Annotated in this window: 22 protein-coding genes, 1 pseudogene and 1 riboswitch; of the genes and pseudogenes, 10 read left to right on the top strand and 13 right to left on the bottom strand. The window is 67.5% G+C overall.

Annotated features, from left to right (window positions below):
* Together C5F44_RS18060 and C5F44_RS16520 are read left to right on the top strand one after the other, a co-directional pair.
* Positions 1-857, top strand: a pseudogene (locus C5F44_RS18060) (translation initiation factor 2); the annotation flags it as partial.
* A gap of 41 nt (positions 858-898) precedes the next feature.
* Positions 899-1,522, top strand: coding sequence for a hypothetical protein (locus C5F44_RS16520; RefSeq protein WP_107674648.1), 624 nt, complete (start codon positions 899-901; stop codon positions 1,520-1,522).
* Between the two features lie 39 nt (positions 1,523-1,561).
* Here C5F44_RS16520 and C5F44_RS16515 read toward each other — a convergent pair whose 3' ends face one another.
* On the bottom strand, positions 1,562-2,128 hold the full coding sequence (locus C5F44_RS16515; RefSeq protein WP_181318311.1) for an outer membrane protein: 567 nt from the start codon (positions 2,126-2,128) through the stop codon (positions 1,562-1,564).
* Between the two features lie 224 nt (positions 2,129-2,352).
* Here C5F44_RS16515 and C5F44_RS16510 point away from each other — a divergent pair, with 224 nt between their 5' ends.
* Entirely contained in the window at positions 2,353-4,293 is a 1,941-nt protein-coding gene (locus C5F44_RS16510) for a cation:proton antiporter domain-containing protein (RefSeq protein WP_107674646.1), read from the top strand.
* 3 nt (positions 4,294-4,296) lie between these two features.
* Here the strand turns inward: C5F44_RS16510 and C5F44_RS16505 are convergent, their stop codons facing one another.
* Positions 4,297-5,745 carry a TrkH family potassium uptake protein gene (locus tag C5F44_RS16505; RefSeq protein WP_107674645.1) on the bottom strand — a complete coding sequence of 483 codons (1,449 nt, stop codon included), beginning with the start codon at positions 5,743-5,745 and terminating at the stop codon, positions 4,297-4,299.
* A 543-nt stretch (positions 5,746-6,288) separates the two neighbouring features.
* On the opposite strand from C5F44_RS16505, the gene C5F44_RS17870 reads away from it, so the two are divergent.
* On the top strand, positions 6,289-6,843 hold the full coding sequence (locus C5F44_RS17870; protein WP_181318310.1) for a hypothetical protein: 555 nt from the start codon (positions 6,289-6,291) through the stop codon (positions 6,841-6,843).
* Between the two features lie 8 nt (positions 6,844-6,851).
* Here C5F44_RS17870 and C5F44_RS16500 read toward each other — a convergent pair whose 3' ends face one another.
* The 9 genes from C5F44_RS16500 to C5F44_RS18055 all read right to left on the bottom strand — a co-directional run bounded on the left by C5F44_RS16500 (position 6,852) and on the right by C5F44_RS18055 (position 15,627).
* Entirely contained in the window at positions 6,852-7,655 is an 804-nt protein-coding gene (locus tag C5F44_RS16500) for a DUF1287 domain-containing protein (RefSeq protein ID WP_219908697.1), read from the bottom strand.
* Between the two features lie 83 nt (positions 7,656-7,738).
* Positions 7,739-8,830: a GTP cyclohydrolase FolE2 gene (gene folE2 / locus C5F44_RS16495; RefSeq protein ID WP_107674644.1), complete on the bottom strand. Its 1,092-nt coding sequence runs from the start codon at positions 8,828-8,830 to the stop codon at positions 7,739-7,741.
* A 166-nt stretch (positions 8,831-8,996) separates the two neighbouring features.
* Positions 8,997-10,178, bottom strand: coding sequence for an O-succinylhomoserine sulfhydrylase (gene metZ, locus C5F44_RS16490; RefSeq protein ID WP_107674643.1), 1,182 nt, complete (start codon positions 10,176-10,178; stop codon positions 8,997-8,999).
* Between the two features lie 49 nt (positions 10,179-10,227).
* Positions 10,228-10,305: riboswitch (SAM riboswitch) on the bottom strand.
* Between the two features lie 85 nt (positions 10,306-10,390).
* The gene (locus C5F44_RS16485; protein WP_107674642.1) at positions 10,391-11,029 is read right to left on the bottom strand and encodes a hypothetical protein; all 639 of its coding nucleotides are present in this window, start codon (positions 11,027-11,029) and stop codon (positions 10,391-10,393) included.
* A 92-nt stretch (positions 11,030-11,121) separates the two neighbouring features.
* Positions 11,122-11,748: an inner membrane-spanning protein YciB gene (locus C5F44_RS16480; RefSeq protein WP_107674641.1), complete on the bottom strand. Its 627-nt coding sequence runs from the start codon at positions 11,746-11,748 to the stop codon at positions 11,122-11,124.
* A gap of 130 nt (positions 11,749-11,878) precedes the next feature.
* On the bottom strand, positions 11,879-12,853 hold the full coding sequence (locus C5F44_RS16475; RefSeq protein WP_146161972.1) for a hypothetical protein: 975 nt from the start codon (positions 12,851-12,853) through the stop codon (positions 11,879-11,881).
* A gap of 4 nt (positions 12,854-12,857) precedes the next feature.
* Positions 12,858-13,757 (bottom strand): EamA family transporter, encoded by a 900-nt coding sequence (locus C5F44_RS16470; protein ID WP_107674639.1) that lies wholly within the window; start codon positions 13,755-13,757, stop codon positions 12,858-12,860.
* 22 nt (positions 13,758-13,779) lie between these two features.
* Complete coding sequence (gene ftsY / locus C5F44_RS16465; protein WP_107674651.1) at positions 13,780-14,955, bottom strand: signal recognition particle-docking protein FtsY; 1,176 nt, start codon at positions 14,953-14,955, stop codon at positions 13,780-13,782.
* A gap of 51 nt (positions 14,956-15,006) precedes the next feature.
* Positions 15,007-15,627, bottom strand: coding sequence for a lysoplasmalogenase family protein (locus C5F44_RS18055; RefSeq protein ID WP_181318309.1), 621 nt, complete (start codon positions 15,625-15,627; stop codon positions 15,007-15,009).
* 180 nt (positions 15,628-15,807) lie between these two features.
* On the opposite strand from C5F44_RS18055, the gene C5F44_RS16455 reads away from it, so the two are divergent.
* The 3 genes from C5F44_RS16455 to C5F44_RS16445 are packed head-to-tail and all read left to right on the top strand — an operon-like array spanning position 15,808 to position 17,798.
* Positions 15,808-16,914 carry an alkane 1-monooxygenase gene (locus C5F44_RS16455; RefSeq protein WP_181318308.1) on the top strand — a complete coding sequence of 369 codons (1,107 nt, stop codon included), beginning with the start codon at positions 15,808-15,810 and terminating at the stop codon, positions 16,912-16,914.
* A 57-nt stretch (positions 16,915-16,971) separates the two neighbouring features.
* Complete coding sequence (locus C5F44_RS16450) at positions 16,972-17,373, top strand: hypothetical protein (protein WP_107674637.1); 402 nt, start codon at positions 16,972-16,974, stop codon at positions 17,371-17,373.
* Positions 17,373-17,798, top strand: a complete 426-nt coding sequence (locus C5F44_RS16445; RefSeq protein WP_107674636.1) for a hypothetical protein — start codon at positions 17,373-17,375, stop codon at positions 17,796-17,798. The genes C5F44_RS16450 and C5F44_RS16445 overlap by 1 nt, the downstream gene beginning before the upstream one ends.
* Before the next feature lie 9 nt (positions 17,799-17,807).
* Here the strand turns inward: C5F44_RS16445 and xseA are convergent, their stop codons facing one another.
* Entirely contained in the window at positions 17,808-19,427 is a 1,620-nt protein-coding gene (gene xseA, locus C5F44_RS16440; protein WP_107674635.1) for an exodeoxyribonuclease VII large subunit, read from the bottom strand.
* 210 nt (positions 19,428-19,637) lie between these two features.
* On the opposite strand from xseA, the gene purD reads away from it, so the two are divergent.
* A complete protein-coding gene (purD, locus tag C5F44_RS16435; RefSeq protein WP_107674634.1) occupies positions 19,638-20,900 on the top strand; it encodes a phosphoribosylamine--glycine ligase in 1,263 nt (420 codons plus the stop codon).
* Between the two features lie 9 nt (positions 20,901-20,909).
* On the opposite strand, the gene C5F44_RS16430 is transcribed toward purD, so the two are convergent.
* On the bottom strand, positions 20,910-21,485 hold the full coding sequence (locus C5F44_RS16430) for a flavin reductase family protein (protein WP_107674649.1): 576 nt from the start codon (positions 21,483-21,485) through the stop codon (positions 20,910-20,912).
* A 37-nt stretch (positions 21,486-21,522) separates the two neighbouring features.
* On the opposite strand from C5F44_RS16430, the gene C5F44_RS16425 reads away from it, so the two are divergent.
* Both C5F44_RS16425 and C5F44_RS16420 read left to right on the top strand, forming a co-directional pair.
* The gene (locus C5F44_RS16425; protein ID WP_107674633.1) at positions 21,523-22,068 is read left to right on the top strand and encodes a GNAT family N-acetyltransferase; all 546 of its coding nucleotides are present in this window, start codon (positions 21,523-21,525) and stop codon (positions 22,066-22,068) included.
* A gap of 51 nt (positions 22,069-22,119) precedes the next feature.
* Positions 22,120-22,890 carry an EcsC family protein gene (locus tag C5F44_RS16420; protein ID WP_107674632.1) on the top strand — a complete coding sequence of 257 codons (771 nt, stop codon included), beginning with the start codon at positions 22,120-22,122 and terminating at the stop codon, positions 22,888-22,890.
* Positions 22,891-22,943 lie beyond the last annotated feature (53 nt).

Raw genomic sequence — 22,943 nt, 5'->3', positions numbered from 1 at the left:
GGTCGCTGGGACGCAGCCCGTTTGCCAACCGCCCCCGCCGGGGTGCGCCGCGCTATCTTGGCCTTGTGCTGACGGCGATCCTGCTGATCTGCCTTGCCCTGGTTGCGGCCTGGTCGTCGTTCTACCTGGCGTCGGACGACAGCGATCCCGCGGCCACCAACGTTGCCGCCGACAGCACCGCGATCGAGGACGAGATGCTGGCCGACGGCGAAGACCCCGACGCGCTGGCGGCCGAAACGCCTGCCGCCGATGTGGCCGCCGATACCGCCCTGCAAGACCCCGCGCCGGAGGGAACCGACACCGGCGATCTGGCCGCGGCCGAAACCGCAGGCCCGGCCCCAACGGCAACGACCGGCGCCGATCAGGCCCCGGCGGCCAGTGTTCTGGTCGATCCGCAGGATGAAATCTTCCTGTCCGGTGCCGATGCGCCGCCGCCCGCCTTTGATGCGCTGGCGCTGCCGACCGTCGACACCGCCGCCGATGCGCTGCCGCAGCCGCCGATGCCGCCGCCGGCTTTCGGCACCGTCTACCGCTTCGACGCCAACGGCCAGGTCGTTCCAACGCCCGACGGGATTGTCAGCCCCGAGGGCGTCATGCTTTTTGCCGGCAAGCCGCCGCGCGTTCCGCCGGCCCGCAGCGCCGTGGCCGAAGCCGCCGCGCAGGCCGCCGTTGCAGCCGCCGCCACCGCCGCTGCGGCACCGGCGGCGACCGACGCAGCGGGAACAGCGCCGGCCCTGACCGAGGGCCAGCCCGCCGCGGATGCGCCGGCGGCCCCGAACCGACCGCCGCCCCGGCGGCCGAACAGCCCAACCCCGATCTGGCCGACCGCAAGCCCCGCGCCCGCCCCGAAGGGCTGACGCCGCCGGCCGATGCCGGCGATGATGCGGCGCTGGAAACCGTGTCGCCGACCGATGTCACCAGCCTGCGCCCGCGCGTCCGCCCGGCCAGCGTGGTTGCCGCCGGCGAACAGGCGCGCGCCGAAACCGCCGCCGCCTCGCTTGCCGCCCCGGCCGCAGAGGCCGCCCCGACAACCGAACTTGCCGCCGCCGATGCCGCGAACCCGTCGCTGCTGACGATCTCGCGCCGGCCGTCGGCCAAGCCGCGCGATTTCAGCCGTGCGGTCGAGGCGGCCGTTGCCGCCGCCGTGCGCACCCCCGAGCCGGAGCCCGAACCGACCAAGGCCTCGGCCGCCGTCAAGGCTGCCCCCGCCCTGAAGCCGGAAGAGCAGGAAGAGGCCGACGTGCCCGAGGTTGCCTCGGCCGCGCCCAAGATTCCGACCAAGGCCAGCGTTGCCAAGCAGGCCACCTATGTGAACGCGCTGAACCTGTCGAAGACCAACCTGATCGGTGTCTATGGCACCCAGTCGAACCGCTATGCGCTGGTTCGGATGTCGAACGGAAAATACAAGAAAGTGCGCGTGGGCGACCGGATCGACGGCGGCACCGTGCAGGCGATCACCCAGTCCGAAGTGCGTTACCAGAAGGGCGGCCGGCTGGTTGCCCTGAAGATGCCCAAGGGCTGAGGGCCCGGCCGGCACCGCCCGCCGGACCCCTGCGCCCGTTCAGAAGTGATACATCACACCCAGCGACAGGGCTTCCGCTTCATATTCGAAGGCGTCGGGCGCGTAGTCATCCCAGACACCGCCAAAGTCGGAGCGGCTGTATTCCATCCGGGCGCTGACCTTGTCGGACACCAGAAATTCCAGCCCGATTCCGACCGTGGCTCCGCGTTCGGATGAGCTTGGCCCGCCGAAAACCCCGAAATCTGTCATGCCGACACCAAGCGCCACATAGGGCATCGCCCGATACAGCGCATAGCCCAGCCGGACGCGCACCTGCGACACGGCATCCGCTTCATAAGGCAGGATGGGCATGTTCGACACGGTTCCCGACGCGATGATCGCCTCGCCGCCCAGAACCAGATTGTTGGCCATCTGCCAGTTGTAACCAAGAACCAGCGCGGGCGAGATATTGTCCGCGTCATAGCTGAAAGGGGCGCCGGACGGCGTGATGCTGCCCGTTTCGGATGATACCTGAATACCTGCGTAGAAACCTGCCCAGTCCTGTGACGCTGCCGGCAGCGCCATCGCGGCTGCCAAGGCCAGACCGGAAACCAACATCTTCAACATCTTCCCATCCTCCGCAAAATGCGATTCCGGGTCGACGCGATCAGAAATTATCAATTCAAAATAACGGTATCGCAGATCTGCGCCACCCGTGCGGCCATACGCACACAGTCGCGTGACAGCGTCAAGGAAGGCCGTTTTTTTCTGCCCGAGGGTGTAGATTCGGCAACGCACCGGCCCTAGGGTGCGCGCGATTTCCTGATCCATTTCCAAGAGCCCCCTCCGCGATGGAAGCCTTCCTGTTCCAGGCCAGCCTGTATCTGGGCGCAGCCGTCCTGCTGGTGCCGCTGGCCGTCCGGCTGGGGCTTGGCTCGGTGCTGGGCTATCTTGCCGCGGGCATCGTGCTGGGCCCGGTGTCGGGGCTGGCCGGGGCCGAATCGCAGGGCTTGCAGCATGTCGCCGAATTCGGCGTGGTGATGATGCTGTTTCTGATCGGGCTTGAGCTGGAGCCGCGCATCCTGTGGGACATGCGCCACCGGCTTCTGGGCATGGGCGGGGTGCAGGTGGTGGCGACCACCGCCACGATCACGCTGATCCTGGTGCTGATGGGCAAGGACGTGCGGGTTGCGCTGACCATCGGGATGCTGCTGTCGCTGTCCTCGACCGCCATCGTGCTGCAGACGCTGACCGAAAAGAACCTGATGCGCAGCCCCGGCGGGCGGGCGGGGTTTTCCGTGCTGCTGATGCAGGACATCGCCGTCATCCCCATCCTTGCGCTGGTGCCGCTGCTGGCGATGCCCATGCTGGGCGGCCCCACGGCCGACCTGTTCGGCGTGGTCAATCCGGCCGATCCGGTGGTGACCAGCCATCCGATGCCCGCGGCCGAGCCGCTGCTGGATTTCTTCCAGTCGCTGGACCCCTGGGCCGATACGCTGGCCACGCTGGGAATCGTGGCCGCCATCATGACGGCGGGGCATTTCCTGTCGCGCCCGGTGTTCCGCTTCGTCCATGCCTCGCGCCTGCCCGAAATGTCGACCTTCGTCTCGCTGCTGATCGTGATCGGCATCGCCTTTCTGATGGCGCTGGTCGGGCTGTCGCCGGCGCTTGGCACCTTCATTGCCGGCGTGGTGCTGGCGAATTCGGAATTCCGCCACCAGATCGAGGCCGACATCCGGCCCTTCAAGGGGCTTCTGCTGGGGCTGTTCTTCATCACCGTCGGCATCGGCATCGACTTCGATGTGTTCTGGCGCGCGCCCGGCCTGATCATTGCCGCAACGCTGGGGCTGATCGCGCTGAAGGCGGCGATCCTGTTCATCCTGTCCATCGTGTTCGAGATCAAGGGAAAGGACCGTTTCCTGTTCTCGCTGGCGCTGGCACAGGGGGGCGAGTTCGGCTTCCTGCTGGTCAGCTTTGCCCGCAGCGAGGGCGTGCTTGGCCTGGCGCTGGGGCAAGAGGTGTTGCTGGTCATCAGCCTGTCGATGCTGCTGACGCCGCTGCTGTTCCTGATCTACGACCTGATCGCGCGCCAGATCGTCCATGCCGCCCCCAGCCGCAAGCCCGATGCGGTGGATGAAAAGGGCCGCGTGCTGATTGCCGGGATCGGGCGCTTCGGGCAGGTGGTGAACCGCATCGCGCGATCCTCGGGCCTGTCGACCGTGGTGCTGGATTCCGACATGGGCGCGATCGAGACGATGCGCCGCTTCGGCGTGAAGGGCTTTTTCGGCGATCCGTCCCGCCCCGAGCTGCTGGATGCCGCCGGCCTTGCCACCGCCGAGGTGCTGGTGGTGGCGGTGGATGACCGGGCGAATGTGCTGAAGATCGTGCGCCACGCCCGGCAGGTGCGGCCGGACATCCATATCGTCGCCCGCGCCCGCGACCGGGTGCATGTCTATGAACTGTATCAGGCCGGCGCCAATGACATCGTGCGCGAGACCTTCGACTCCTCGGTTCGTGCCGGGCGCTATGTGCTGGAAAACACCGGCTTCACCGAATACGAGGCGTCGCAGCTTTCGCAGACTTTCTGGCGGCTTGACCGTGCCGCGATGCGCGATCTGGCGGCGCTGTGGGTGCCCGGCACGCCGGTTCATCTGAACGAAGCCTATGTCGCCCGCGTTCGCCAGTTGGACAGCGAACTGAAAAGCGCCCTGATCGACGAGCTGGAGCAGGCCCGGCCGGCCCCCGAGGCGCCGATGGTCATTCTGGATGATCCCCGCCCCGACGCCGCCTGAGCGTCAGCGCCGCCAGAACGCCGGCAGCAGCAGCACCAGAATGGCCAGCAGGCCCAGCCGGCCCAGGATCATGGCCAGGGTCATGATGATGATGGCCCCGTCGGGAAAGTCGATGAAGGTGCCGGTGCGCGCCACCAGCGGGCCAAAGCCGTAACCGACATTGCCCAGCGTCGTCCAGACCGCGAAGAGCGAGGATTCCAGATCCACGCCCAGCAGTGTCATGGCCACGCTGAGAACCCCGAGGATCAGGATATAGCTGGAGATGAACATGATCAGCGCCTGGATCACGTCTTCTTCCACGGTGCGGCCATCGTATTTGACCGGGTCCACCGCCGAGGGATTGCTGATCTGGCGCACCTGCCGGCGCACGACCGCCATGGCGACCTGCACCCGGAACACCGACAGACCGGCGGCGGACGACCCCGAACACGCCCCGCAGACCCCGACGACAAAGGCCACGATCAGCATCAGCCCGCCCCAGCCGGGGAAGCTGCCCGAGAAGAACCCGGTCGAGGACATGATCGAGGTCAGGTTGAACAGGCTTTCGCGGAAGGCCGGTTCAAAGGCCACATCGGCGGTCAGCACCCGCCAGATCGCCACGATCAGCACCGCCGTCAGCAGCCAGCGCACATAGGCCCGCACCTGACTGTCACGCCACAACGGCGTGGCGCTGCCGTTCAGAAGCTGCACGAACCGGATATAGGGCAGGCTTCCCAGGATCATGAACAGGGCGCCAAAGTATTCCCCCGCGCCCTGAAACCCGCTAAACGAGCTGTCATAGGGTGAAAATCCCCCCGTCGCGATGGTGGCAAAACCGTGCACCACCGCCCCCAGCGGCGGCATCCCGATCGCCGAATAGACCGCGATGCAGGTCACCGTCAGGATCATGTAGACATACAGCAGTTGCCGCGCGATGTCGGTCGCCCGCGGCAGGGCCTTGCCGAAGGTGTCAAACCCCTCGGTGCGGAAGAACTGCATCCCGCCGACGCGCATCAGCGGCAGGAAGATCATGGCGATGAAGGCGATGCCCAGCCCGCCAATCCAGTTGGTCATGCCGCGCCACAGGTTCATGCCGTCGGGCAAGGTATCCAGCCCGTAGATCACGGTCGCGCCGGTGGTGGTCAGCCCCGAGGTGGCCTCGAAAAACGCCTGCAGGAAGCGCAGCTTCGGTTCGCCCAGCATGAAGGGCAGCCCGGCAAAGGCCGGCAGGATGGTCCAGATCGCGGCGGTCAGCAGATAGGCCTGCCGCACATCCAGCGAGGTGGCCAGGGCGTTGGTGGTGGCCATGGCCACGGTGGCGCCCACGAAGCCGGTGATCAGCGCCGCCTTGGCAATGGCATAGCCATTGGGATCACCCGCGCGCCAGTCCAGAATGGCCGGCGCGACCATCAGGATGGCCAGGACGATCAGGATTCGTCCGATCACATAGGCGACGGGGCGCAGGTCGATCATGGCTGGAAGGGATAGGCGGTTCCCGGTCGGCGGTCAAATGCCGCCCGGGCGCGCGCGGGTGAAGCGGCCTGACGTGGTGGGAGAGGGGACAAAGGTTCAGGCCCTGTGCGGGTGATGACGCCGGGAGGCCCGTTTGCACCGCCTGGACCAGAGGCCCCGGCCTCTTGGCCCCGTTAGAACAGAAGTCCCGGCCGGGTTAACAGCCGCGAAGCAGCCCCGGCCAGCGCCCGACCGCCCCCCGGGCGGGCGCTTCTGCGCTGCCGGTTCTTCGTTCAGCCTGCGGGAGAGACCGCCCCATAAAGCGCCCGCCTCGCGCCGCTGGCAGCGCCAGCCCGCGGTCGGGTGCTGGCCTGACGGTGTGGCGGGAACGGAGGGGCAGCTTTGAGCCCAGAGTTACCGAATGATGCCGTGAGCACCAATGTCTTTTCAATGCGGACGCAGACAATACGTTGGCGTTACGGTAGAACGAAGCAACGGATCGTCATCGTGAGGAAATTGATGCTACAACCCGACGAAATAATTTCACAGATTTTCATCTTAATCGTGGATGAAACCTACGATGGAGATGAGGAAACTTGGGAAGAAGACAGCGAGCGTTACCGACAGGACCTTGAACACGATTTCAAATGTAGATTTTCGGAAGCAAACATCGGTCCGGGCGCTGATATACCTGCGTTTCTGACGGTTATCGCAACCACGACAGTTCCGCTTTGGACTGTGCTCCTAAGTGCCTTTTTTCTTGGCAAACCCATCAACGATAACCTCTCCGCTTGGGCAGAAATCAGCAGAAAAGTTAGGTCGTTTTTTGGAAAGCCGGTCGTGCTTGCGCGAAACGGGGCGGCTGCGATTGCAGTTGAAGCTGTTTGCGACGAAATGGGCGGTCTTCCTAGAACGGTTCGCCTTCTAAGCTATCGTTCTGGACACATTGGTGATAACGAAAGTATTGGAGAAATACCTCGAAGTGACGAAATTCTGGAGAATGTTCCGACGCTTAACCTTGGATATGTCCGCCACATTTTTGAGATTGAGGCCGACGGTGTTCAGCACAGGGTAATCGTCGATGGGAAAAAGGCAGAATTAATAAAGCTCCAGTCGTAGTTTCAAATTCATCGGGCGCCTCGACCACCTGTCGTCGCACCACCTGAGGTCGCGAAAGCAGACCTTGAGACGCGCAACGTCAAATGTCCCCCCCCTCCCCCCCTCCACCCCTGCAACGCCTTGAGCTTCGCCAGCACCTCGGGGGTCAGGCGGTAGTGGCCGGTCAGGGGGTAGTCGAACAGACGGTCCTCGACCCGGGTTCCGGCGCCGATGTTGTGCACCACCAGCGGCGCGCCCGTGGCGCCGGGGCGGTCGGTCACGATCATCACATGCGGCAGGTTTCCGGGCAGGACCGAGGTCACGATGTCGCCCGGCAGGAAGGCCGCCGGATCGCTGGTCAGCGCCAGTTCGGCGCCCGTCCGTTCGAACAGGCGGCGCAGGTTCGGCACCCGGCGGTGGTCGATGTTACGGTCGGGGCGGCTGAGGCCCCAGCCGGACGGGTATTTCGCGAAATGCGCCTTCATGTCGGCGTTCAGCGCCGCCTGCAGGTCAACCCCATGCGCCACCCGCAAGGCCCGCACCAGCACATCGGTACAGACGCCGCGGTCGGGCGCCACATCGCCACCGGGAAAATCCAGCGCCACATAGGCGGGGTCATAGACCGTGGTCACGCCCACCTGCCCCTCGGCCGCCCGCACCAGCGCGGCCGCCTCGGGCGTTGCGGTCAGGCCGGGCGTGCCGGGCAGGCCTGCCGCCACCACCAGACCGGACAGGGTCTGCATCCCGGCCCGCAGCCGGTGCGGTGCCACCTCTGCCGCAACGACCACGGCCAGAAGCCCGGCCCCCAGCCCGCCCAGCACGATCCAGCGCATTCGTCCCCCCGCACCAGTTACAACCGCCACCCTGCCCGGCACCGCCGGGCAAGCCAAGCCGTGCCGGCGGTGCCGGGCGGGTTTCAGCCGGCGTGGATCAGGCTGGCGAACAGCCGGGGGTCCAGGCTTTCGGCGGCGAAGGTTGGCCCTTCGGTCAGCAGGCTGACCGCATCATGGCTGTGCAGGCTTTCCTGATGGCTGGCCACCACCCGGAAATCGCCCACCCGCGCATCGGCCTTCAGCGCCTTGCAGAAGCTGCGCGCGGCGTCTTCGACGAAGATCGGGTTCGCCGCGTTCAGTTCGGCGAAGGCCTGCTCATCCTCGCGCTTGACCATGACCTGCGTTTCGGTCGGCACACCTTCGCGCGCAAGGTCGATCAGGTCTTCGAACCACAGGCAGGCCTTGCCCGACAGTTCGACCGAAATCCGCGCCACCGACCGCTGCGAATGGGGCGTGGCCAACTGGCCACGGGTCATGCGGGCATGTTCGCTGAGTTCCAGGCTGCACGGGCAGGTGCTGGAATAGACATAATCAAGGTGCATGATCTTCTTGCGCACGCCGCCTGCGTCCACCAGCTCCAGCGCGATGTCGTAATACTGCCAGCCCGACAGGCCCGACCGCAGGCTTGCGACGCGGACCGGGAAGGAAAACCGCATCTGGATGCGCGCATCAAAGGCGCCCAGGTCGCGCTTGTAATCGTCCAGCGCGTGTTCGATCACCGCGAAGCTGAAGTCCTTTTCGGAATGGGCATAGAACGACCGCATGATGCGGCTCATGTTGATGCCCTTCTTTTCCGCCTCAAGGCTGACGGTGCCGGTGACACTGGTTTCCAGCATCACCTCGCCATTGTCGCGGGTGCGATAGCGGATCGGCAGGCGGAAGTTGGAAATGCCGACATGCTGGATGGTCTGGCGTTCGCCCACGATCAGGCTGGCCGGACCGTTCTGCAGGTCGGGCAGCGTGGCCTTGTAGGCATCATCCGCCACGAAATCGGCCGGGTAGACGCGGCTTAGCGCCGGGTAGCCATGGCCGGGCAGCAGATTGCCGACGGCCGGGTCCAGCCGCGAAATCTCTTCGTCCGACGATTTGCCGGCCCATTGCCGCAGCACCGCCAGGGCCGCCTCGGCCTCTTCGCGCGAAGGCTTGCGGTCGATCTCGGGGGTATGGACGTTCATCGGGGAGATCCTTTCGGTTCGGGCGCGGGCACCGGGGCCTGCCGTCAATTTCCGGATAGTTACGTTGCAGCCTTGCCAATGGATCACCGCGTTTCCGCGCCGGCCTTTGGCAAGGCTCCCATCAGATAGGGATTCCCGCCCGAATCACAAGCGGCGTTTGCGACGTTTACGCCGCCGCCAGCGCCGCGGTCAGATCGGCCAGCAGGTCGCCCGCGTCCTCCAGCCCGACCGACAGCCGGATCAGCCCGGGCGAGATGCCAAGCGCCACCTTCTGATCGTCGGGCAGGCGCTGGTGGGTGGTGGTGGCCGGATGGGTGGCAATGGTCTTGGCATCGCCCAGGTTGTTCGAGATGCAGGCGATGGTCAGCGCGTTCAGAAAACGGAAGGCGGCGTCCTTGCCACCGGCCACCTCGAAGGCGATCAGCGTGCCGCCGCTGCCCATCTGGGCCATCGCCAGATCGTGCTGCGGGTGGCTTGGCAGGCCGGGATACAGCACCTTGGCCACCTTCGGATGCGCCTCCAGCGCCGTGGCGATGCGCGCCGCGCTGTCGGCCATGGCCCGGCAGCGCAGGTCCAGCGTTGCCAGTCCGTTCAGGTGCAGCCAGGCGGTCAGCGGGCTCATGCTGCCGCCGGTGTGTTTCATGTAAGGCTCGGCCACCTTGCGCACAAATTCGGTGGTGCCGCAGATCACCCCGCCCAGGGCCCGGCCCTGACCGTCGATATGCTTGGTGGTGGAATAGACCACCACATCAGCCCCCTGTTCGACGGCACGGGAAAAGATCGGCGTGGCAAACACGTTGTCCACGATGACCGTGGCGCCCACGGCATGGGCGATTTCGGCCACGCCGCGGATGTCCACCAGCGTGAGCGTCGGGTTCGAGACCGACTCGAAGAACACCGCCTTGGTGCCCGGCGTCACGGCCTTTCGCCACTGGTCCAGATCGTGACCGTCCACGAAGGTGACCTTCACCCCGAAGCGGCCCAGCACATCTTCCAGAATATAGAGGCACGACCCGAACAGCGCCCGCGCGCTGACCACATGGTCGCCGGCCCTGAGCAGGCTGGTCAGCGCCCCGTTGACGGCCGCCATGCCGCTGGCGGTGGCGAAGGCGTCCTCGGTGCCTTCCAGCGCGGCGATCCGGTCCTCGAACATGCGGGTGGTGGGGTTGCCGTAGCGGGCATAGATGAATTCATCCGCCTCGGCCTTGATGAAGCGGGCCTCGGCCTGCTCGGCGCTGTCATAGGCGAACCCCTGGGTCAGGAAGATCGCTTCGGCCATCTCGCCATACTGGCTGCGGCGGATGCCTTCATGCACCAGTGTCGTGCGCGTCTTCCAGTTCTTCGTCATCGTCCGGGCCCCCAAGGCCAAATGAAAAACCCCGAAACCGATCAAGGTTCCGGGGTGACCCGTAACCTCTTTAGCGGTTTGTTTAACGTGGCCCGCAATCCGGTAACAAAGCGCCACGAAGGGCGGCATACGCCCATCATCCGGCCGGGTCAAGCTGCACCACGGCGGGCATGGCGCGGCAGGATCTTTGGCCCTGCAAGGGGGGAAAGGCGTCAGACCGCCGTGTCGCGATCGTCCTCAAGGCCCAGCACGGTTTCGCGCAGGGCGGCCAGAACCGTATGCGACAGAACCGGCAGGACGGCCCAGAACAGCAGCCAGTGCGACGGGTCCAGCGACCGGATCATGGTTTCGTTCAGCAGCACGAACGACAGGCTGAACAGCACCATGAAGCGGGTCATTGCGGCCAGATGTCCCTGCATTTCTGGCTGCGGCCAGAACCGGCAGGCCAGCGCCGTGCGGCCCGCCAGCATGTCAGACAGATAAAGGCCGCCGCACAGGAGGAAGTAGAACGACGGCAGGCGCTGGCACCACCGCATTTCGCCCGCGGCCGCCAGAAGCGCCAGCGGCAGCAGCGCCACGGCCAGCAGCAGCACCGCCGTGCGGGCCTGACGGCCGGGCCGCATCAGCGGGCGGGCGACATCCTCGAACCGAAGGCCGATCCGCACCGCCATGGCCAGCAGGAACGCGGTCACGAAGGCCTGCCCCTCTTCCCCGGTGCCCAGCAGCACCGACAGCAGCGGATAGGCCAGCAGCAGCACCGCGCCGGGCAGGAAGGTGCGCCGTGGCAGGGGCGGAAGATCCTGGAACAGGTAAAGGAACAGGCGGAACGATTCGGCGATGTGGCGCAGCATGGCGGTCGATCCCTGGGGAAACCGGACTCTGCTTAAAGGAGAAAAATGGCAACCCTGAGGCGAAATTTCGCGCGCCGACAGCCGGGCCGCGATCAGCGGCGCGGCGGGCCGTCTTCCGGCGGGGTTTCCGGTTCGATCACATAGCGGCTGAGGGCGCCGATCTGCAGCATCAGGAACAGGAACAGCGCGATGGGGAAGGCGAAGGTTTCCAGCTTGACCCAAAGCTCGGTCGATTGCGTGCGCCAGATCACCTCATTCGCGACGGCCAGGGCGGCGAAGGCCAGCGTCAGGCGGCGCGACAGGATCATCCAGCCCTGGGGCTGCATCGGCAGGGCTTCCGACAGGATGAACTGCAGGTAGCTGCGCCCGCGCAGCAGGCCAAAGCCCAGGATGACGGCAAAGCTGCCATAGACCAGCGTCGTCTTCATCTTGAAGAACCGCTCGTCGTTGAACCAGGCGGTCAGCGCCCCGAAGAACAGAACGGCAAGGCCGGTGAATATCTGCATCCGCGACAGCTTGCCTGACAGCAGCCACAGCGCCGCAATCGAGGCGAGCAGGATCGGGATCATCGCCAGCGCGGCGACGATGAAGCCGGAATAGGCGGTGCCGCCGATGTGGAAGGTGTCATCCTTGATCCACATGTAGATGACGAAGAACAGGATCGTCGGGCCCAGTTCCAGCGCCTGTTTCAGGACAGGGTTGATCTGCTTTTCGGCCATCCGGTCTCTCCGCGCGTCGCGCCGCGCCCGCCGTGGGCAGGCATTGCGCCCTTCTGGCCCGGAACCGGCCACGGGATCAACCCTTGGCAACCGGCGCCCCGATCAGAAAGCCGTGCGGACGGACGCCGCCCTATTTCGGGGCCGCGCGTTCCCAGTCGATGCCGAAGGTCGCGCCGTCGAACAGCGGCGCAAGCCCGTCGGCCGATTGCGGCACGCCGGTCATGGCATAGGACATCAGGCGGGCCGGGCCAAAGCCGGTCTTGGCCCGAAGCTGCACGCGCAACGTGCCCGCCGGGTTTGGCAGGTCGCGCAGCAACTCGCCCAGCGCGGCCTTGCTGTCGGGCGCAAAGGCCGGTTCGGGCAGCGCGGCCACCGCGTCCAGCGCCGACTGGCGCAAGACTTCGGCCTGCGCCTCGACCGAGGTTCCGGCGTTCGGGTCGAACCGGCTGATCAGCGACGGCAGGACGTAGCTTTCAAACAGGCCGCGGGTGGTGATGGCCAGATCGGCCTCGCGGATGGCAAAGCCGGTCAGCGCCATCTGGGTTGCGGATTTCGACGAAAGGTCAACATTGTCGATCACCGCGCGCAGGGTGATGCGGTTTTCTCCCCACAGGGCAAGGTCGAAGCGGACGATCTTCAGCCGCCGCGCGTCGCGGTCCCAGTCGGCCTGAAACCGCATCGACATCGGGCTGACCTGTGCCTGCGCGGCCAGAAGGTAGTTGGTCGCCGGATCGTCGGTGCGAACCGGCAGGGTCAGGCCGTCGATCTCGATCTGAAGGCTGTCAAGGGCGCTGCCCTGCGCGGCCGCCGCCGGCCCCGGCACCGCCTCGCCCAGACGGCCGGCAAAGCGCAGTTCGCGGATATGCGGATCGGGGGAATAGCGGGCGGGCGAATCAAGCACCACGTTGCGCACGATGCACCAGCCGCCCTTGCCCTCTTCAACCTCGCCGCTGATGGCAACACCGTCGGGGCTGCCGGCGATGAGGGCCGACCAGACCTGCGCGCAGGCCTCGCCCGGCGTGGTCTGGGCCAGGGCGGCCCCCGGCCCGGCCAGCCCGGCCACAAGCACCGCAGCCCATACCGCACCCCGACTGCGACCTGCCATTTTCCTACCCCGCCACCTCGATCAGGACTGCGCCGGCCGCGATCACCGCCATCAGGGCGGTGCGCACCGGCCCCACCTTCTCGCGCAGAACCAGCCAGCCGATCAAGGCGGCAAAGACCGTACTTGTCTCGCGCAGGGTGGCCGCCTGCCCCACCTTGTCGATCCTTGTGGCCAGCATGATGGCGCCAAAGCTGAAATAGGCCACGATTGCGCCCAGAATTCCGCGTTTCAGCAGCGGGATCACTTCCTCGTGCGCCAGCCCCCACCAGCGCCGGACGGTGACGGCGGGAATGAACAGGCTGTCGATCAGGAAGAACCAGGCCAGGAAGGTAAACGGGTTCGCCGTCGCCCGGATGCCATAGGCATCATAGGTGGTATAGGCCGCCACCAGCGCCCCGGTTGCCGCCGCGAAGCCCAGCGCGGGCCCCAGGCTTTCGCGCCCCAACTCAAGCCGCCGCAGGTTCCAGACCGCCAGCCCGAGGATGCCGCCGGTCAGCAGGAACAGGCCGGCCCATTGGCCGGGGGCATAGACCTCGCCAAAGACAACGCCCGCGGCGGCAAAGGTGAACAGCGGCCCGGTGCCGCGCACCACCGGATAGACCACGGTATAGGCGCCACGGGTGTAGGTCATCGCCTGCAACACCTTGTAGATGGCGTGGATGACGAAGGCGCCGGCGAAGATCGGCCACATGTGCGGTTCCGGCCAGGGCACCACGAACAGCGCGAAGGGGGCCGCGATCACGCCATAGCTGGCGTCAATGGCGGCGCGGCTGAGCCAGGGGTCATGCCGGCCCTTCTGCAAGGCGCCGAACAGCGCATGAAGCACCGCCGCCATCAGCGCCAGCACCAGCGCGACCTGATGGCCGGCGGGCGTGCCTTCGATGGAAATCAGCCAATCGGTCACTTGTGGCGCCCCGGACGGCGGTTCAGCCGTCCAGCCCCACCAGCGCGCGGGCGAAATCCTCGGGGTCGAAGGGCGACAGGTCGTCGATCTGTTCGCCCAGGCCGATGGCATGGATCGGCAGACCGAACCTGTCGGCCAGGGCGACCAGAACGCCGCCCTTGGCGGTGCCGTCCAGCTTGGTCATCACCAGCCCGGTCACATCGGCGATCTTGCGGAAGATGTCGACCTGCGTCACCGCGTTCTGCCCGGTGGTAGCGTCCAGCACCAGAAGCGTGTTGTGCGGCGCCGTCGGATCGACCTTGCGGATGACGCGGACGATCTTGGCCAGTTCTTCCATCAGGTCGGCGCGGTTCTGCAACCGACCGGCGGTGTCGATCATCAAGAGGTCTGCCCCTTCGGCCTGCGCGCGGGTCAGCGCGTCAAAGGCCAGGCTTGCCGGATCGCTGCCTTCCGGCGCGGTCAGCACCGGCACGCCGGCGCGGGTGCCCCAGATCTTCAACTGGTCCACCGCGGCCGCGCGGAACGTGTCGCCCGCCGCGATCACCACCGACTTGCCGGCGGCCTTGAACTGGCTGGCCAGCTTGCCGATGGTCGTGGTCTTGCCCGATCCGTTGACGCCCACCACCAGCACCACCTGCGGCCGCTTCGGATAGAGCGGCATGGGGCGGGCGACCGGGGTCATGATCCGCGTCACCTCATCGGCCAGCGCCTGACGCAACTCGCGCGTGCTGATCTTGCGGCCATAGCGCCCCTCGGCGATATTGGCGGTGACGCGCGTTGCCGTTTCCACGCCCATGTCGGCCTGGATCAGCACTTCCTCCAGGCTTTCCAGCATGGCGTCATCCAGCACCCGGCGCGGTTCATCAACCGCCGCGCGCCCGAACAGACGGCCCAGCAGGCCCGGTTTGGCCGCCGCAGGCGCCGCAGCCGCAGCTTCATGCGCGCGGAATTGCGGCGAAACCTCTTGCGGCAATTCATCAGGGGTGTCGTCGGGCAATTCGTCGGGCAGGTCGGGCGCCTCATCCGGCGCATCCGCCGGCCATTCCTGCGGCGAAGGATCGGGCTGTTCGTCCGGCAGGGTCACCGGCACCTCGACCTCGGGCGTATCGGCGCCTTCCGCAACCAGCGCCTCAAGCCCCTCGCCGATCTTGTCGGACGACCGGAACATCCGATCCTTGAGTTTCTTGAAGAAGGACATGCCCGCCTCTCTGCCGCTGGGGTTGTCCTTCACCTAATCGCTTTGTCCCGGTTAGGAAAGGCCGCCCATCGCCCCCCAGAGAATCAGCGCCTGCCCGCCCCAGTAAAGCGCCCAGACCGCCCATGAGACCGCGCGGACGGGCGCGCGGGCGACGAACTTCTCCCAGGCCAGCAGCGTGTCGGACGCTAGGAACATCGCCACCCCCGCCAGCACCGGCCCGGCGGGCTGGCACAGCGCGGCAACGCCCATCATGGCGATCAGCCCGATGTAGACCCGCACCGGCAGCGCCAGCGCCGGCGGCACCCTGGGGGCAAGCCAGCCCTCGGTTGACCCGACCAGCGCCAGAACCAGCGCCACCGCCCACCACGGGCCGGGATGCCCGGTCCAGAAGGCCGCCGCATAGGCCAGATGCCCCAGGCCGAAAGCCACCATCCCGGCCAGAAAGGCCCGGTCGCCGGGCCGGGCCAGCGCGTAATCACCCAGCGCCCCCAGCGCGAGCCCCGCCACGACCAGCCAGGGCGCCCCGGCAACCAGCCCGCCCAGCGCCAGCAGCGCCGTCGCCGCGGTCTTGATCAGGGCCGGCCCCTGCGACGCCTGCGCCGGCTGGCCGGCATGGCGCAACAGATAGACCAGCGAGGGAATCGCTGCGGCCAGAATGAATACAATCAGCATGTGTCCGCGCTCTCCTGCCGGCTGCTGGCGCATCCTGTCACCGCAAACGGCCCCCGCAAAGCCCGCCGTGACGTCACCTGGCGGCGACAAGCCCCCTGCGGCCGGGGTTGCGGCGCCGCGGCACTGGTCCTTGCCCGTTCCTGTGATACTATGACCCACAAGCGAAAAGGTGCCTCTGGTATGCTGAAAATGCTCAAGAAATCCTCCCGCCCCGTGCCTCTGGTTGCCTTCACCCTTGCCTCGGTGCTGCCGGTCGCCTTTCTGGCGCTTGGCGCGGCGCAGGGCGGGTTCTGGCTGTGGTTTGGCTTCCTCTACATGGCGGCCTTCACCGTTCTGCTGGATCAACTGCTGCCCTTCGGCACCGCCGATGCGCCCGAAGGGCAGGACGTACTGTCGTCGGACAACGTGCTGGTGGGCGTTGGCGCGGCGGCGCTGGTGATCCTGCCCATCGCCACCTGGGCCATTGCCGGGGACAGTTCCAGCCTGTCGCTGGGCGAGCGGCTGCTGATGTTCCTGGGCACCGGCCTGTGGCTGGGCCAGGTCGCGCACCCCGCCGCGCATGAGCTGATCCACCGCACCAACAAGCCGATGTTCCATCTGGGACAGGCGGTCTATTCCGCGATGCTGATCGGCCACCACGCCAGCGCGCACCGGCTGGTGCACCACCGCCATGTCGCCACCGACCTTGACCCCAACTCGGCGCGCGAGGGCGAAAGTTTCTATGCCTTCGTCCGCCGCGCCTCGGTTGACAGTTTCAAGGCCGGGCTGAAGGCCGAAAACGACCTGCGCGCCCGCAGCAGCAGCGGCATCCGCGACCTGCACCCCTATGTCCTTTACATCGGCGGGGCGCTGGTCGCGCTGATCCTGGCGCTGTCGATCGGCGGCTTCACGGGGCTGATCGTCTGGCTTCTGCTGGCGGCCCATGCGCAGGTGCAGGTCTATCTGTCCGACTATGTGCAGCATTACGGCCTGCGCCGCGTCACCCGCGAAGATGGCAAGGCCGAACCCGTTGCCCTGCACCATAGCTGGAACACGCCGCACTGGCTGACCTCGGCCATGATGCTGAACGCGCCGCGCCATTCCGACCACCATGCCAACCCCTCGCGCCCCTATCCGCTGCTGCGGCTGGACACGCCCGAGGTGACGCCGCAACTGCCCTGGCCGCTGCCGGTGGCCTGCACGATGGCGCTGTTCCCGAAATACTGGAAACGGCAGATGCGCCCCGAGCTGGAGCGCTGGCGCAGCCTGCATGGCGGGGCCGATCACGCAGAGGTCACGCCTGCCTGACTGGTGCTGCGGCGCGCAGTCTGGCAGGCTGACCCGGTTCGTTGACCGGAGTCCCCGATGCGCGCCGTTGCCCTTGCCCTGATCCTTGCCCTGCCGGCCATTCCGGCCACGGCCGATGACGTGCCCATGACCGGGGCCGAGTTTGATGCCTATGTCACCGGCAAGACGCTGACCTATTCGCAGTTCGGTTCCGTCTTCGGGATTGAGGAATACCTGCCCGGCCGCAAGGTGCGCTGGAAGTTCACCGCCGACGACTGTCAGTATGGTAGCTGGTACGAAAAGGGCGATCTGATCTGCTTTGTCTATGAATACGACCCGGATGAGCATTGCTGGACCTTCTGGACCGACGGCGGCAAGCTGAAGGCGCTGTCCGTCGACAATGCCCCGGGCGAGGAGCTGACCGAAGTGGCCCGGTCGCCCGAGGGGCTGAACTGCCCCGGCCCGGACGTGGGCGTCTGATGCGCGCCGCCGTCGCCCTGCGGGCCATCGCCCTTGTCCTGTCTGTCGGCGGGCTGCCCGTCCTTGCCGACGAAAGCCCCGCCGACCCGGCGCTGTCGTCCGAGGCCTTCGATGCCCTGACCCGCGGCAAGACGATGGACACCTATGATGCGGAAAGCGGGCTTTACGGGGTGGAAACCTTCCTCTCGGGCCAAAGGGTGATCTGGCGCGATGCCGACCGCTGCATCCAGGGCACATGGCAACAGGTGGGCGAGCAGATCTGCTTCAGCTACGAAGACAAGCCCGACCGCCCGGTCTGCTGGACCTATCATGACCGGGGCGGCTGGATCATGGGCTGGTTCGAGGGCAACCGGCAAAGCGTGCCGATCATGCTTTACCCGTCAAAGGGCGGCCCGGTCGGCTGTGAGGGCTTTGTCGGCGCCTGAGGCGCGCGGTCAGAACAGGCTGCCCTGCCCGCTGCCGCTACCGCCATCGCCCCGGTCCTTGGTCCGCTTCGCGGGCTGCGGCGGGGCGGCTTGCGGCGGGGGCGGCGTGGCCCCGGCGGGCGCCACGGGCAGACGGCCATCGGCGAATTCGATCTCCAGCGCGGGGCGGCCCTCGGCCTCGGCCCGGCGGGTGAGGACATGGCCGCCGGCGCGCACCACGGCAAAGCCGCGTTTCAGCGTTTCGGCATAGCCCAGCGTCAGGCGGGTGCGGTCCACCGCCTCAAGCCGCCGCGCCAGATCGGCCAGCCGCCGCGCCGGCGCCGCGTCCAGCCGCTGCGCCAGCCCGTCCAGCCGCGCCCGGCCGTCAGCCCCCTTGCGGCCCGCATCCGCCAGCATCCGGTGCAGCGCCGGCGCCAGCCGCGACGCCCATTTGTCCAGCCCCAGATGCGCCAGTTCCAGACGCCGCGCCAGCCGGGACGCCAGCGCCTCGGCCCGCTTGTCCAGCCCGTCGCGCCGCCGCGCCACCAGCCCCAGCAGCAGATCGGGGCGCATCCGGCCCGCCCGCGCGTCGAAGGCGCCGCGCTTGCGCGCCACCATCAGCCCCAGCGCCCCCGACAACCGCCCCGAGGCCATGTCCAGCCGCTGCGCCGCGCCCCCCGTCAGCGCATCCAGCCGGGGCAGACCGCGCGACAGGTCGGACAGGCGCAGACGCCGCCGCTCCATCCCGCCGGCCAGCGCCCGGCTGAGCCGGGCCGTCAGCCCGTCCACCGCCGCAACCATTTCCAGCCGCACCGGCACCGCCAGCTCCGCCGCCGCCGTGGGCGTGGGCGCACGCAGGTCGGCGGCAAAGTCGATCAGGGTGGTGTCCGTCTCATGCCCCACGGCACTGATCAGCGGAATCCGGCTGGCCGCCGCCGCCCGCACCACGATTTCCTCGTTGAAGCCCCACAGATCCTCAAGCGACCCGCCACCGCGCGCCACGATGAGGGCATCCGGCCGCGGCACCGGCCCGTCGGCCGGCATTGCGTTGAAGCCGCGGATCGCCGCCGCCACCTCGGCTGCGCATTTCTCGCCCTGAACGGCCACCGGCCAGATCAGCACATGCCGGGGAAAGCGGTCGCGCAGCCGGTGAAGGATGTCGCGGATCACCGCCCCGCTGGGGGACGTGACCACACCGATCACCCCCGGCAGGAACGGGATGGGCTTCTTGCGCGCGGGGTCGAACAGCCCCTCGGCCCCCAGCGCGGCCTTGCGCTTTTCAAGCATCGCCATCAGGGCCCCCGCCCCTGCCGGCGCCACATCCTCGACGATCAACTGATATTTCGACTGGCCCGGGAAGGTGGTCATCCGGCCGGTGGCGATGACCTCCATCCCCTCTTCCGGCCGCACCTGCATTTTCGCGACCTGGCCCTTCCAGCTTATGGCCGCAATGACCGCCCGGTCATCCTTGAGGTCGAAATACAGATGCCCCGAGGCCGGCCGGCTGACCCGCCCCACCTCGCCCCGCACCCGGACAAGGCCGAACTCGCCCTCGATCACGCGCTTCACCGCGCCCGACAGCTCGGACACGGTGTATTCGGGCTGATTGCCGGGTGCAGGCGGGGGCGCGGGGTCTTCGAAGAGGTCCATGCCCTTTTCATGCCCGCAGGGCGCCCATATGGCAACCTCCCGCCTCGGCCCGACCGGGGCCTCCGGCGGGGATATTTGCATTCTGAAAGAAGCCCCCTCTTTCAGAATGAAAGTATCCCGGGGGAGTCCGAAGGACGGGGGCAGCGCCCCCTCCCGGCTTGCCACAATGCTGCGGCCGACCTATGAGGCGACAAACAGTCGGAGACCGCCATGAACATCCTCATCCTTGGGTCCGGTGGGCGCGAACATGCTTTGGCCTGGGCGGTCAAGCAGAACCCGAAATGCGACCGGCTGATCGTGGCCCCCGGCAATGCGGGCATCGCGCAACTGGCCGAGACCGCTTCGCTTGACATCCTGGACGGCACGGCGGTCGTGGCTTTCTGCGAAGAGAATGCGGTTGATTTCGTGATCGTCGGCCCCGAGGCGCCGCTGGCCGCCGGCGTGGCCGATGCCACGCGCGCCGCCGGCATCCTGACCTTCGGCCCTTCGGCCGCCGCCGCCCGGCTTGAGGCATCGAAAGCCTTCACCAAGGAAATCTGCGACGCCTGCGGGGCCCCCACCGCCGGCTATGCCCGTTTCACCGAAGCCGCCGCCGCCCGTGCCCATGTTCAGGCCCAGGGCGCGCCCATCGTGATCAAGGCCGATGGTCTGGCCGCGGGCAAGGGCGTCATCGTGGCGATGACCGTGGCCGAGGCGCTGGCGGCGGTGGATGACATGTTCGGCGGCGAATTCGGCGCGGCCGGGGCCGAAGTTGTGATCGAGGAATTCATGGCCGGCGAAGAGGCCAGCTTCTTCATCCTGTCGGATGGCGTGAACGCCCTGCCCATCGGCACCGCGCAGGATCACAAGCGGGTGGGCGACGGCGACACCGGCCCCAACACCGGCGGCATGGGGGCCTATTCCCCCGCCCCGGTGCTGACCCCAGATCTGCAACAGCAGACGATGGAGCAGATCGTTCTGCCCACCATCCGCGAAATGGCCCGCCGGGGCACGCCCTATCAGGGCGTTCTTTACGCCGGGCTGATGATCGAGGACGGCCGCGCCCGGCTGGTGGAATACAACTGCCGCTTCGGCGACCCCGAAACCCAGGTGCTGATGATGCGGCTTGGCGCGCAGGCGCTGGATCTGCTGCTGGCCTGTGCCGAAGGCCGGCTGGCCGAGGCCCGTGTCAACTGGGCCGATGACCACGCCCTGACCGTGGTCATGGCCGCCGACGGCTATCCCGGCGCCTATATCAAGGGCACCGCCATCCGCGGCCTTGACCGCCTGCCCGAAGACAGCCGCCACATGGCCTTTCACGCCGGCACCGCCGAACGCGACGGCCAGATCGTGGCGAACGGCGGCCGCGTGCTGAACATCACCGCCCGTGGCGATACCCTGGCCGAAGCGCGCAACCGCGCCTATGCGATGATCGACCACCTCGACTGGCCCGAGGGATTCTGCCGGTCCGACATCGGCTGGCGCGCGCTCTGACCGGCCGGCTCAGCCGGGCCGGTCCAGTTCCCGCACCTCGCGGACGAAGGCATAGTCCTTGTAACCCAGCCGCGCGACCGGCACGAAGGCAGTGACATCGAACCGCCCGCCGCGCAGGCAATCGTCGCGCAGATGCACGCCGGTGACCCGGCCGATCACCATATGGTTGCCACCCGGCAACTCCAGATGCCGCTCGAGCACACATTCCAGCGTGGCCGGCGCATCGGCCACCCGGGGGCAGTCGATCGTTTCACATTCGGCCTTGGCCACTCCGGCCAGGGCGAATTCGTCCACCTCCGGCGCCACGCGGGCCGAGGTGGCGTTCATCGCGCTCCAGGCCGCTTCGGCCACGATGTTCACCGCGAAGACGCCTGCCGCGCGGGCATTGCCGATGCTGTCGCGCGCATCGCCCGCGAACATCACCAGCGGCGGATCATCGCCCACGGCGTTGAAAAAGGAATAGGGCGCCAGATTGTCGCCAACCCCCTTCATCCGCGTGGAAATCCAGCCGATGGGCCGCGGGCTGACCACCGCCTTGAACGGGTTGTGGGCCAGACCGTGACCCTGATCCGGGCGATAGAACATGGCACCCCCTTCGTGCATTTGCCCCTGACACAATCGCATGTTACGGGGCGATGCCAGCAGATTCGACCCCGCCGAACAGAAGGACGCCACCGCCTTGGCCTACCGGCTTGCAGAGGAAACCGAAGCCGACTGGTGGGAAGTCGAGGCACTCTACGACCTTTGCTTCGCGCCGGGGCGAACCGCGCTGTCCTCTTACCGGCTGCGCGATGGGGTGCCGACCGTCGCCCCCCTGTGCCTGACCCTGCGCGACGATGACGGCACCCTTGCCGGCGCCATCCGCTACTGGCCGGCGCTGGTGGGCGAGGAAGACATCCTGCTGCTGGGCCCGGTCGCCGTGCACCCCACCCGGCAGGGCGAAGGGCTGGGCGGGCTTCTGATCAACGAAAGCCTGGCCGAAGCGCGCCGGCTGGGCTGGGAACGGGTGCTGCTGGTGGGCGACGCCCCCTATTATTCTCGCTTCGGCTTCCGCAAGCTGGAGGGGGTCGAGATGCCGCCCCCCACCAACCCCGACCGGGTTCTGGGGTTCGAACTCAAGGCCGGCGCCTGGAACGGCATCACCGGCAAGGTTGCCCGCGCCACCTGATCCTTGCGCCGCCGTCTTGCACGGAGGCGCGGCACCCCCATATGCTTGCGCATGGACCAGACCCTGCCCGCCCTGCCGGTTTTGCTGCCCCCCGACCCCGAGACCGAGATCGCCGATCTCGCCCGGCGCTGGAAACGCGCGAACGGGCCGGTGATGGCGCTGGTCAACCGCTTTGGCGGCGCGGTCGAAGGGCAGTTCGCCCTGCTGCCCGCCGCCCTGCGCGCCCGGATCGAGGAGATCACCGCCCGCGCGCTGGAAACCTCTTACGGCCTGTCGGCGGGCGGCAGCCGCCTGCCCGATCCCAAGGGCCGCGCCACGCTGGCCGCGGCCATGGTCACCGGCGCGGCGGGCGGGGCGGGCGGCATCGCCACGGCGCTGGCCGAACTGCCGCTGACCATCACCGTCATCCTGCACGCCATCCGGCGCGAGGCGGTGGCCGCCGGCTATGACCCCGACGATCCCTGGATCAAGGCCGAGGCGCTGCGCAGCTTCGGGTCCGGCAGCCCCGTGGCCGCCGACGACGGGATCGACACAAGTTTCCTGTCCGCCCGGCTGACGCTGACCGGCCCCGCGCTGCAGAAGCTGATCGCCACCGTCGCCCCGAAACTGGCCGCCGCGCTGGGGCAGAAGCTGGCCGCGCAGGCGGTGCCGGTGCTGGGCGCAATCTCGGGCGCCGCGCTGAATGCGGCGTTCCTCAGCTATTACCGCGAAACCGCCGCCATCCGCTTTGCCCTGCTGCGGCTGGCCGAACAGCATGGCGCTGAGCCGGTGCTGACGGCCTTCGAGAAGGCCACCGCCGCGCCCCGCATCACCCGGAATTAGACGGCGCGGTCGCAAGCGGCCGCGATTGTCTGTCTCTCGCCTCTGGTCCGCGC

It is taken from the genome of Fuscovulum blasticum DSM 2131, from assembly GCF_003034965.1.
In the GTDB taxonomy this organism is placed as follows: domain Bacteria; phylum Pseudomonadota; class Alphaproteobacteria; order Rhodobacterales; family Rhodobacteraceae; genus Pseudogemmobacter; species Pseudogemmobacter blasticus.
This window is presented reverse-complemented; position numbering and strand designations above follow the sequence as displayed.

What these genes read in the sequence shown, in the direction of transcription:
- C5F44_RS16500 (WP_219908697.1), bottom strand. Translation starts at nt 7,655, where the DNA reads ATGCGCTGGATCGTGCTGGGCGGGCTGGGGGCCGGGCTTCTGGCCGTG.
- purD (WP_107674634.1), top strand. Translation starts at nt 19,638, where the DNA reads ATGAACATCCTCATCCTTGGGTCCGGTGGGCGCGAACATGCTTTGGCC.
- C5F44_RS16505 (WP_107674645.1), bottom strand. Translation starts at nt 5,745, where the DNA reads ATGATCGACCTGCGCCCCGTCGCCTATGTGATCGGACGAATCCTGATC.
- C5F44_RS16475 (WP_146161972.1), bottom strand. Translation starts at nt 12,853, where the DNA reads ATGGCAGGTCGCAGTCGGGGTGCGGTATGGGCTGCGGTGCTTGTGGCC.
- xseA (WP_107674635.1), bottom strand. Translation starts at nt 19,427, where the DNA reads ATGGACCTCTTCGAAGACCCCGCGCCCCCGCCTGCACCCGGCAATCAG.
- metZ (WP_107674643.1), bottom strand. Translation starts at nt 10,178, where the DNA reads ATGACGAAGAACTGGAAGACGCGCACGACACTGGTGCATGAAGGCATC.
- C5F44_RS16510 (WP_107674646.1), top strand. Translation starts at nt 2,353, where the DNA reads ATGGAAGCCTTCCTGTTCCAGGCCAGCCTGTATCTGGGCGCAGCCGTC.
- C5F44_RS16445 (WP_107674636.1), top strand. Translation starts at nt 17,373, where the DNA reads ATGCGCGCCGCCGTCGCCCTGCGGGCCATCGCCCTTGTCCTGTCTGTC.
- ftsY (WP_107674651.1), bottom strand. Translation starts at nt 14,955, where the DNA reads ATGTCCTTCTTCAAGAAACTCAAGGATCGGATGTTCCGGTCGTCCGAC.
- C5F44_RS18055 (WP_181318309.1), bottom strand. Translation starts at nt 15,627, where the DNA reads ATGCTGATTGTATTCATTCTGGCCGCAGCGATTCCCTCGCTGGTCTAT.
- C5F44_RS16430 (WP_107674649.1), bottom strand. Translation starts at nt 21,485, where the DNA reads ATGTTCTATCGCCCGGATCAGGGTCACGGTCTGGCCCACAACCCGTTC.
- C5F44_RS16455 (WP_181318308.1), top strand. Translation starts at nt 15,808, where the DNA reads ATGCTGAAAATGCTCAAGAAATCCTCCCGCCCCGTGCCTCTGGTTGCC.
- C5F44_RS16450 (WP_107674637.1), top strand. Translation starts at nt 16,972, where the DNA reads ATGCGCGCCGTTGCCCTTGCCCTGATCCTTGCCCTGCCGGCCATTCCG.
- C5F44_RS16515 (WP_181318311.1), bottom strand. Translation starts at nt 2,128, where the DNA reads ATGTTGAAGATGTTGGTTTCCGGTCTGGCCTTGGCAGCCGCGATGGCG.
- C5F44_RS16420 (WP_107674632.1), top strand. Translation starts at nt 22,120, where the DNA reads ATGGACCAGACCCTGCCCGCCCTGCCGGTTTTGCTGCCCCCCGACCCC.
- C5F44_RS16485 (WP_107674642.1), bottom strand. Translation starts at nt 11,029, where the DNA reads ATGCTGCGCCACATCGCCGAATCGTTCCGCCTGTTCCTTTACCTGTTC.
- C5F44_RS16425 (WP_107674633.1), top strand. Translation starts at nt 21,523, where the DNA reads ATGTTACGGGGCGATGCCAGCAGATTCGACCCCGCCGAACAGAAGGAC.
- C5F44_RS16480 (WP_107674641.1), bottom strand. Translation starts at nt 11,748, where the DNA reads ATGGCCGAAAAGCAGATCAACCCTGTCCTGAAACAGGCGCTGGAACTG.
- folE2 (WP_107674644.1), bottom strand. Translation starts at nt 8,830, where the DNA reads ATGAACGTCCATACCCCCGAGATCGACCGCAAGCCTTCGCGCGAAGAG.